Origin of the sequence: Flavobacterium sp. (assembly GCF_017985075.1) — a bacterium.
Classification (GTDB): Bacteria; Bacteroidota; Bacteroidia; order Flavobacteriales; family Flavobacteriaceae; genus Flavobacterium.
The window spans coordinates 23,325-29,698 of the sequence record NZ_JAGNYF010000023.1 but is presented as its reverse complement, the minus strand read 5'-3'; the positions used below and the strand labels follow the sequence as shown (position 1 = coordinate 29,698).

The 6,374-nt window shown below is 32.1% G+C and carries 4 protein-coding genes; 2 read left to right on the top strand and 2 right to left on the bottom strand.

Features of this window, described 5'->3' with window-relative positions; all coding sequences use genetic code 11:
• The first annotated feature begins 180 nt into the window (after positions 1–180).
• Complete coding sequence (locus KA468_RS06355) at positions 181–795, top strand: WbqC family protein (RefSeq protein ID WP_291242099.1); 615 nt, start codon at positions 181–183, stop codon at positions 793–795.
• Between the two features lie 72 nt (positions 796–867).
• On the opposite strand, the gene secDF is transcribed toward KA468_RS06355, so the two are convergent.
• On the bottom strand, positions 868–3,834 hold the full coding sequence (gene secDF / locus KA468_RS06350; RefSeq protein ID WP_291242098.1) for a protein translocase subunit SecDF: 2,967 nt from the start codon (positions 3,832–3,834) through the stop codon (positions 868–870).
• Between the two features lie 218 nt (positions 3,835–4,052).
• Entirely contained in the window at positions 4,053–5,309 is a 1,257-nt protein-coding gene (locus KA468_RS06345; RefSeq protein ID WP_291242097.1) for a pyridoxal phosphate-dependent aminotransferase family protein, read from the bottom strand.
• A 144-nt stretch (positions 5,310–5,453) separates the two neighbouring features.
• Between KA468_RS06345 and KA468_RS06340 the strand changes: the two genes are divergently transcribed.
• Positions 5,454–6,317, top strand: a complete 864-nt coding sequence (locus KA468_RS06340; protein ID WP_291242096.1) for a hydroxymethylglutaryl-CoA lyase — start codon at positions 5,454–5,456, stop codon at positions 6,315–6,317.
• The last annotated feature ends 57 nt before the right edge of the window (positions 6,318–6,374 follow it).

Sequence of the window (6,374 nt, the reverse complement as noted above, 5' to 3'; positions counted from 1 at the left end):
ACAACTGTTAGCGGAGAAGGTCAACCCGAATCATATTTCAAATACTTCTTATTCCTTTTAGCAGGATATTTTGCTTGGGATTGGTATAGAGGTAAGAAAAAGAAAAAAGAAACAGATTTACTTTAAATAATTTAAGAGTTGTAATTTAGTTTACAACTCTTTTTTCATTACAATAGAATTATGAACAATGAAATTTTAATTTACCCTACTTACTTTCCATCTATCAGTCATTATATTGCGATGATTCATGCTGAATCGGTTACATTTGAAGTGGAAGATACCTTTCAAAAACAAACCAACCGAAACCGAATGTACATTTATAGCCCAAATGGAATTCAAATGTTAAACATATCAGTAAAGCATAACGATGCAAATAACAACTTTAAAGACATCAAAATAGACAACCAATACAATTGGCAAAAAAACCATTTTAAATCTTTAGAAGCTGCTTATAAGAATTCGCCATTTTACGAATATTTCATAGATGATTTACAACCCATATTCGAAAAGAAACACGAGTTTATGTTAGATCTAAACTTTGAAATATTTGAAAGAATAAATGATGCTTTAGGAATCTCTATTCCTTTTGACAAAACAACGGAATATTTTCATGAAGTTACTGATAAAACTGATTTTCGATATTTAGTAAATGGCAAAAAAGACACCACTCAAATAGAACCTTACACACAAGTTTTCGATAACAAACACGGATTCATTAACAATTTATCCATTTTAGATTTGCTATTTAATGAAGGAAGATATGCAGTGGATTATTTAAAGCAGCAACATTTATAATTTTCTTCATATAACTTAAAAAAAAACGTCCCGATTTTCATCGGGACGTTTTACTTATATTATAACAGAACGTTATGCGTTATGCTCTGCTTCAATTTGTTTTTTATCAGATGCTGACATTGTATCTACTAATACAGGTGTCGCAATAAATAATGAAGAATAGGTTCCTACAATAATACCGATTAACATCGCAAAGATAAATCCACGGATTGAATCGCCACCAAATACAAACATAATTGCTAATACCATAATCATCGTTAATGAGGTATTTAAAGTACGTGATAATGTAGTATTAATAGAATCGTTTACAATTTTATTGAAATTACCATGGTGCGATTTTCCACCTAAGAATTCACGAACTCTATCAAATACAATTACGGTATCATTCATTGAATATCCAATAACTGTTAGAATTGCAGCAATAAAGTGTTGGTCAATTTCCATGTGGAATGGCATGTATTTGTATAATAAAGAATAAATTCCTAATACAAAAATAACGTCATGCGCCACCGCAGCAATTGCTCCTAATGAATATTGATATTTTCTGAACGAAATTACTAAGTATAAACACACTAATAACATCGCTCCTAATACTGCCCAATAGGCGTTTGTTCTAATATCAGAAGAAATTGTAGGATTAACTTTCATAGACTGCATCATTCCAAATTCTTTTCCTTCATATAAATTTGTGAATTTTTCATAAGTTATATCTTTAGCAAAGAATTTTTTCAATCCATTATATAATTTAACATTCACGGCTTTATCAACCTCAACACCTTCTTTATCAATTTGATATTTGGTAGTAATTTTCAATTGGCTATCATTACCAAATGTTTTCGCTTCAGCTCTATCAAAAAATTCAGCTGTAGAAAGCGCATTTGTAACTTCTTCTGAAGACACTTTTTTGTCAAATTGCACTTGGAATGTTCTTCCTCCTACAAAGTCAATACCTTGGTCGAATCCATTCGTAAAGAACGAAACAAAACTAATAATACAAACAATTAACGAGAATGCATATGTGAATTTCTTAATTTTTAAGAAATCGAAGTTGAAACCTGTAAACCAATTTTTAGTAATGTTTGTAGAGAATTGTAAACTTCTTCCTTTAGCAATATCCGCATCAATAAAGAAACGTGCAATAAAGATTGAAGTAAATAATGACGTTAAAATACCTGCTAATAATGCTACGGCAAATCCCCTAATCATTCCTTCACCAAAAATAAATAAAATGGCACCTGTTAATACGTGCGTTACATTCGCATCAATAATAGAACGCATTGCTCCTTTCCATCCGAAAGCTGTAGTAACTGCATTTTCTAATGACAAGCCAGCTCTTAATTCTTCTTTTGCTCTTTCATAAATAATGATATTTGCATCTACCGCAGTACCCATCGTTAATACTACACCAGCAATACCTGGTAGAGTTAAAACAAAATGGAAACTAGCCATAAAACCAAATAACAATACTAAGTTTAATAATAGCGCTACGTTAGCATACCAACCTGCTCTTCCGTAATAGAAAACCATCCAGAAAGAAACTAATAATAAACCAATAATAGATGATAAAATACCATTATCAATAGCTTCTTGACCTAAAGAAGGCCCAACTACTGCTTTTTGTACAATATCTGCTTTAGCTGGTAATTTACCTGCTCTTAATACATTTTCTAAATCGGCAGTTTCTTCTAATGTGAAAGAACCTGAAATTTGTGTTTGTCCACCAGAAATTGCTGCTTTTGCAGTAGCTGCAGAATACACTACATTATCTAATACAATACAAACTTGATTTCCGTTTTTAGCAATATCACCAGTTAATTGTTCCCATTTTCTTGAACCAACTGGATTCATTTGCATACTTACTGCTGGTTTACCAAATTGGTCAAAATCAGCACTTGCATCTGTAATGGCACCACCTAATAATGGAGCAACTCCATCTGCAGTTCCTTTTAAAATATATAATTCGGTAACATCACCTGTTTTAGATGTTGTTTTTCCCCAAGCAAATTTTGCATTTGAAGCCGTTGCTGGTAATAAAGCTCTAATTTCTGCTCTTTTTAAATACGAGTTAATTTTAGCTGTATCCTTAACATTATATCCAATTAATCCAGACGGACTTGGAATTGCATTTTCAAATAAAGGTCCTAAATCTTTAGCTGCTTTTTTAGCTGCATCTTTTTTATCACCTAATAATTCGTTTACTTTAGATTTTGGATCTACTGCTTTCGTTGTATCAACAACAGCAACAGCTGCAGTTGGTTTTTTCTCAGTTGCTTTTAAAGCATCGTTAGCAGCAGTAAAGAAATTACCTAATTCCTCTGGTTTTAAGGTTTCCCAAAATTCTAATTGTGCCGTTTGAGATAATAATTTTTCAACTCTATCTAAATCTTTAGCTCCTGGTAATTCCACTAAAATTCTTCCTGTTTCACCAATTTTTTGAATGTTTGGTTGCGCTACTCCGAATTTATCAATACGTTTTGTTAATACTTTATAAGCACTTTCAATAGATTCAGCTACTTTCTTTTTCAAAATAACTTTCACTTGATCGTCCGTCATATTTAACTGAACTTCTTCAAAACTTCTATTGTAGAATGCTTCAGCTGAAGCCATTTTTATAGTTCCGTTAGATTCTGCAGCAAAAGCGTCAAAAAAGGCATCTAAATAATCTTGATTTCCTTTTCTTTCTTTTGTAGCTCTTTCTAAAGCTCTGTTGAAAGTTGGGTTTTTAGAATTGTTAGATAACGTTTTTAAAACATCCTTAACAGAAACTTCTAACGTTACGTTAATTCCACCTTCTAAATCTAATCCTTTGTTGATTTGTTGTTTTTCTATTTCCTCATAAGTAAAGCTGGCAAAACCTAAGTTTAATACCTCTTTTTTCTTTAATGATTTTAAATAGTTTAATTCTTTTTGAGAATCTCCTTTCGCAACTTCTTTCGCATCTTTTACAATTCCGTTAGCAACAAACGTAAAAGAAAGTTGATAGATACAAGCAATCGTAAAAATGATTGCGAAGAATTTAATTAGTCCTTTGTTCTGCATTATAGTTAATTTAAGTTATTTTCTTTAAAAACGGACAAATATATCATTTCATAAAGGATAAAACAATTTTATTTGAGCCAAAAATTCATTTTTTATTAATATTTAATCAACATTCCGAAAAATTTATCTTTTTTACACTTTTAAGTTCCTCAAAATAAGTAGAATAAAAAAAAGCGCTGAAACAATCAACGCTTTTTATTTTTTAGAAATAATATTTCCTATTTGTCTGTGATTGTTGATTCGGCAATTTGTTTATAGGTACCGTTTTCCAATTTTTCACGTATTGCTTCAAAAGCTGTTAATGTTTCATCAATATCTTCTAATGTATGCGTTGTAGTAGGAATCATTCGTAATAAAATCATTCCTTTTGGAATTACTGGATATACTACTATTGACAAGAAAATTCCGTAGTTTTCTCTTAAATCATTAACCATAATCATAGCTTCAGGTATAGAACCTTCTAAGTAAACTGGTGTAATACACGTGTTAGTATCGCCAATATTGAATCCTTTTTCCTTTAATCCGTTTTGTAACGCATTAACATTTACCCATAATTTATCTTTAATTTCCGATGAATTACGCAATAATTCTAAACGTTTCAACGAACCAATCGTTTGAATCATCGGCAATGCTTTAGCAAACATTTGAGAACGTAAATTATATTTTAAATAATCAATAATATCTTTATCTGCCGCTACGAATGCACCAATGTTTGCCATTGATTTCGCAAATGTTGAAAAGTACACATCAATTCCGTCTTGACAGCCTTGCTCCTCACCTGCTCCAGCACCTGTTTTACCAAGTGTACCAAAACCGTGTGCATCATCAACCAATAAACGGAAATTGTATTTTTTCTTCATTTCTACAATTTCTTTTAACTTACCTTGTTGTCCTCGCATACCAAAAACACCTTCTGTAATAAACAAAATACCACCACCCGTTTCGGTAGCTAATTTTGTAGCACGTTGTAGGTTTTTCTCCATACTTTCGATGTCATTGTGCTTATACGTAAATCGTTTTCCACTATGCAAACGAACCCCGTCAATAATACACGCGTGTGCATCTACATCATAAACAATAACATCATTTCTTGTAACCAAAGCATCAATTGTAGATAAAATTCCTTGGTAACCAAAATTCAATAAATAAGCCGATTCTTTCATTACAAAAGCAGCCAATTCTTGTTCTAATTGTTCGTGATACTTAGTGTGCCCACTCATCATACGAGCTCCCATTGGGTAAGCCGCACCATATTGTGCTGCTGCTTCAGTATCTGCTTTACGAACTTCTGGATGATTGGCTAACCCTAAATAGTCATTCAAACTCCAGTTTAATATATTTTTACCTTGAAATTGCATTCTTGGGCCCAATTCACCTTCCAACTTTGGAAACACGAAATAACCTTCTGCTTGTGAAGCCCATTTTCCTAACGGTCCTTTATTTTGTTGTATTCTTTCAAATAAATCTTTAACCATAATTTCTTACTTAATTTGTGCTGCAAAAGTATAAATAAAAAAACGTTTTTAATAATTTTTTTTTAACAACAAAATCTAATAAATCGAACACCAAAAAAAAACATATTTGTAAAAAATAAAGTTTTACTTATCTTTGACATTCCTATGAAAGCAATAAAAATTATCGAATGTCCGCGCGATGCTATGCAAGGCATTAAAACGTTTATTCCCACCGAAAAAAAGGTTCAATATATTCAATCTTTATTACGAGTTGGATTTGACACGCTGGATTTTGGAAGTTTTGTGTCGCCAAAAGCGATTCCGCAAATGCAAGACACGGCTGAAGTTTTAGACCAATTAGATTTATCTCAAACAAAAAGCAAACTATTAGCTATTATTGCCAATACGCAAGGAGCAGAAACCGCATCAAAACATAAAGCAATACAATATCTTGGTTTTCCGTTTTCTATTTCTGAAAATTTTCAAATGCGAAACACGCACAAAACCATTGCTGAAAGTTTAATAACATTACAAGAAATACTTGAAATAGCAGACAAAACGAATAAAGAAGTTGTGACGTATATTTCTATGGGATTTGGAAATCCGTACGGCGATCCTTACAATGTAGATGTTGTGAGTGACTGGACAGAAAAATTAGCTAAGATGGGCGTAAAAATTTTATCACTTTCCGATACGATTGGCTCTTCTACTCCCGAAATTATCGATTATTTATTCCGCAATTTAATACCTAAATATCCAAACATTGAATTTGGTGCGCATTTACATACTACGCCAGACAAATGGTTTGAAAAAATTGACGCCGCATATCAAGCTGGCTGCAGAAGATACGACGGTGCCATTCAAGGTTTTGGAGGCTGCCCAATGGCTAAAGACGACTTAACTGGGAATATGCCTACCGAAAAGTTATTATCCTATTTTACCACCAAAAAAGAAAACACCAACACCAGCCCAATGAGCTTTGAAAGCGCCTATAACGAAGCGACTAAATTGTTTAGCGAGTTTCATTAATGTATAAACTTAAAGCAATGATTTAGTGATAAATTTAATTGTTTTGAATTAAATTAT

Excerpts from the sequence above, each read along its gene's own strand:
- KA468_RS06355 (WP_291242099.1), top strand. The coding sequence starts at position 181 with ATGAACAATGAAATTTTAATTTACCCTACTTACTTTCCATCTATCAGT.
- KA468_RS06345 (WP_291242097.1), bottom strand. The coding sequence starts at position 5,309 with ATGGTTAAAGATTTATTTGAAAGAATACAACAAAATAAAGGACCGTTA.
- secDF (WP_291242098.1), bottom strand. The coding sequence starts at position 3,834 with ATGCAGAACAAAGGACTAATTAAATTCTTCGCAATCATTTTTACGATT.
- KA468_RS06340 (WP_291242096.1), top strand. The coding sequence starts at position 5,454 with ATGAAAGCAATAAAAATTATCGAATGTCCGCGCGATGCTATGCAAGGC.